The sequence below is a fragment of the Longimonas sp. genome (genome assembly GCF_046498435.1).
Lineage (GTDB): Bacteria > Bacteroidota > Rhodothermia > Rhodothermales > Salinibacteraceae > Longimonas.
Window position 1 is genome coordinate 1 of sequence record NZ_JAWOAR010000336.1, and the last position, 3,568, is coordinate 3,568.

The 3,568-nt window shown below is 63.3% G+C and carries 3 protein-coding genes; 1 reads left to right on the forward strand and 2 read right to left on the reverse strand.

The genetic code is table 11. From position 1 onward, the window contains the following. Positions 1-421, forward strand: a 421-nt coding sequence (locus R6U20_RS13020; protein ID WP_410338275.1) for a hypothetical protein, incomplete at its 5' end; no start/stop codon positions are given. Positions 422-444: 23 nt separating this feature from the next. Here R6U20_RS13020 and R6U20_RS13025 read toward each other — a convergent pair. After that, a complete protein-coding gene (locus R6U20_RS13025; protein WP_410338276.1) occupies positions 445-840 on the reverse strand; it encodes a hypothetical protein in 396 nt (131 codons plus the stop codon). A gap of 475 nt (positions 841-1,315) precedes the next feature. Further along, positions 1,316-3,568, reverse strand: a 2,253-nt coding sequence (locus R6U20_RS13030) for a M14 family metallopeptidase (protein ID WP_410338277.1), incomplete at its 5' end; no start/stop codon positions are given.

Here is a 3,568-nt window from a genome sequence, read left to right on the forward strand (position 1 = left end):
GGCATCATCTGAGCGTGCGCGCAACGCGGTGTACGTCGAACTGCTCGGTGCGGGGCTGCTCTACAGCGTGAACTACGACCGCCACCTGATCGGGCGCTGGCACCTTCGCGGGGGCTACTCTACGTTGGGCTCTTCTTTCACATTTGGCGACGACGATCGAACGCATCTGGTGCCGGTGCAGCTGGCCTTTGTATCCGACACCGAAGGCGCGCTTGAACTCGGAGCGGGGGCCACCTTGCTATTGGACGGCACCAATTCCGACTGGTCGGATACGGTCTTAGCTTCGTTTACGATTGGATACCGGCATCAGCCCCGCGAGCAGGGCTTTCTCTTTCGCATTGGGTTTACCCCGTTTGTGGGATACGCAGATCGCCTGATAGCCGCTCCCGGCGGCGGAATCAGCTTCGGATATGCGTTTTAACAGAGCACAGGGCGCCCTTTCCGTTACGCGTCCTCCTCCACATACGTCGTGATCGCATCGGTGAGGGCGCTGCCCCGCATGCCGGAGAGGTCTACGTCGAACGGCTGGTCGGTGCCGTCGACCGAGACGCCGGGGACGCCGCGCCGGGCGTTCATGGGGTCGGTGCCGGTTTCGTTTTTGAGGAGGAGCGCGGCCATCGGGATGTCGGGGGCGGTTGAAGCATCTACAGCTTTAGCGAATTGCTCCTGACCCGCGCCCCATTCCTGAATGGCGGTGGCAATGGCTTTCAGGGCTTCGTCGTGGTCGGCGTCGGTGTCGGCTTTTTCGGCGCGGGTGAGGGCCGCCTCCAGGTCGCGCCGGGCGGCATCGCAGGTGGATACGGCGGATTCGAGCGCGGCAATGGCGTCGTCGGATAGCATGGGTGATGGGAAATAAAGTGCACGAAATCGAATAGGCGGCTTGCTCCAACGAGATGCGGTGTGGTGGGTTCGGGGAGGAAGGTGCGGTAGTCGCTAATCCTGAAGTGATTGGCGTGCATAGATCCCGGATCAGCGGCGCCAAGGGCGCCTTGTCCGGGATGACTGCTTCGGGGGCATCACTTGCGATCTAACAGCTACCGAAGGTGCTAATGTTGATTGAACTGCTGTTTGGGGGACCACGCAACTGCGATGCATGATGGAGCCATACGCCATCGCCTCACCGCTGGGATGGGGCCTATCACAAAAAAACAGGACCTCCCGGAGCGCGGAAGGTCCTGTGGATGGGGCGTGGTGCTTTGTGTTTCCCCTGAAAACGTAGCCGGATGTTAGCTTTGTCCGCTCGGAGGCCGTTGCTAACCGAGCAGGAGATGGTTCGGCTGCGCTCACCATGACAGTACGTGTGCGTGACGTCCCATCAGAACGCGTCGCCGAAGAATAGGGCGTTCATGAACAGCCCGTTGGTGCCGTACCAGAAGGCGCGGAAGTTGGGGTTGTCCATGAGCAGGATGACCTGTCCGCTGCCGCGCTGTTCGGCCACGAGGGCGGCGCTTTCCTGGGCGATCTCTTCGACGGGATCCGAGATGTAGCCGCTGATGCGTGGGGTGTCGGTGTAGGTGCCCACGGTGTGTCCGGGCTCTTCGTGCGGCTCGTAGAACCGTGTGCCGCGCCGGAAGACGGGAACCGTTTCGTCGTATCCGAAGGCCAGCGGGTGGGTGGTGTCGAGTTCGGCTTCGAAGATGGAGCCGCCAATGCCTTGCGCGCCGCGGGCATCGCCCAGGTCGGCGTAGTCCTGATCGGCCACGAGCGAGTCGACGTCGAGCGTCTTCTCTTCGAGTTCGACCATCTCGTTGTCGACGGCCCAGCGCACGCCGGTGTGCGAGGCGATGAGCGTACCGCCGTCCTCAACCCACGCCTGCACACGCTCGGAATCGAGTCCGCTGTAGCTGCCGCCGGCCATTACGAGCGTGTTGTACTCGCTGAGGTCGAGGCTTTCCATGTAGCTGATGTCGAGCAGCGACACGGGCATGTCAAAGCGTTCGCTAAGCAGGTGCCACACCTCGCCAGCGTTGGCCGAGCTGGCGCCGCCCCAGCGCGAGCGTCCGCTGGTGCCGGTGACGAGCGCGACTTCGGGCTTCTCAAGCACGGTGCTGCTAGCGGAGCCCAGGTCGGGGCCCTGCGGGGTGAGGCCGCGATTAACCGCGTGAATCTCAACGTGATGCGCTTCGGCGGCCTCTTGCACGGCGGTGTGGACCTCCTGGCGTGTGGCGTTGCGCTGCTGGAGCGGAATGACAATGGCGCCCCGGTCGAACGACTGTGTGTCGCCGTTTACCTCGGCCTCGAACGGGTCAGGCATCATGCGTGTGGTGATGTCGGCATCCTGAAGCTGGTAGAGCGCACGCGGGGCAAAGTAGCGGCCCCACGGCATCACGTAAGCCACATCGGCCTCGCCGCCCACCACGCGTCCGCCATCGTACGACATGTCGGTGATGCGTTCGCCGCGTACGCCATCGGGCGTAGAGGTGAGTTCGCTGTGATCGGTGCCAAAAGCGAGGGGCAGCGTCCACGTAGAGACGTCGTAGAAGAGCGAGTCTTGAAACGTGGTGCGCTGCTCCATGACGCCTTTCACGAAGCGGCCTTGCTCCTGGTCGAGGGGCACCCAGTAGGCAGAGCCCGGACGGTAGGTGCGTCCGTCCGATTCGACGGTCTCCTCCAGGTCGAACAGCTCCACACGATGCTGCATGAGGAGCTGTCCAAGTGCCTGTGCGCGCTGCGGATAGCGCTCGCTGCTGATGAGGTAGCCCGTCATGGGCGCGTCGTCGAGAAAGTCGTCGCGGTCGGCGAAGAAGTCGCGCTGGTAGCGCAGCAGATCGTTGCGCAGTTCAACCGTGCCTTGCAGCGTGGAGAGCGATGCCAGGAACTGGTTGCGCACGGTAAAGGCGTAGTTCATCACGCCGCTGTCGGTGTCGTTTTTGAGCGCACGCGAGGACGCCTGCTCAAACAGGATGCCCACGGTGCCCTGCACGTCGGGGTAGGTGGAGCCTTTACCGTAGTAGAAGTCGTCGAACTGCTCGCGCGTGTAGTAGAGCGAGCCGATTTCGTCCAAGAAGTCGGCGTGATACTCGGCGAGCTCACCGGCCAGCTCCTGGTTTTCGTCGGGCGTGTTGGGGTTGGTACGGCTGGGCACACCGGGCTGGAAGAAGTAGGTAGCTTCGGAGCCCATCTCGTGGTAGTCGGTGAGCACCTGCGGACGCCAGTCCTGGTAGAGGGCGATGCGCGCCTGCGAGGACGGGTGCTGCACGGGCATCCAGTCGCGGTTCAGGTCGAACCAGTAGTGGTTGGTGCGTCCGCCGGGCCAGGGCTGATTGTGCTCGCGGTCCTGGTCGTCGGCGGTGGCGGTTTCGCCGCGGTTGCCGTTGACCCAGTTCACAAAGCGGGCGCGTCCGTCAGGGTTGAAGAGCGGGTCGATGATCGTGACAACATCATCGAGGACGGCGTCGATGGCGGGGCCTTCGCCGGCGGCCATGTGGTAGAGCAGCAGGATGGCGGCTTCAGTGCCGCTGGCTTCGTCGCCATGGATGGAGTAGCCCATGTACGCCACTGCGGGCAGGTCGGCAAGGTCTTCATCCGACACCGAGCCCGGATCTGACGACAGCGCCTGGTTCTGGGC

What these genes read in the sequence shown, in the direction of transcription:
- R6U20_RS13025 (WP_410338276.1), bottom strand. Translation starts at nt 840, where the DNA reads ATGCTATCCGACGACGCCATTGCCGCGCTCGAATCCGCCGTATCCACC.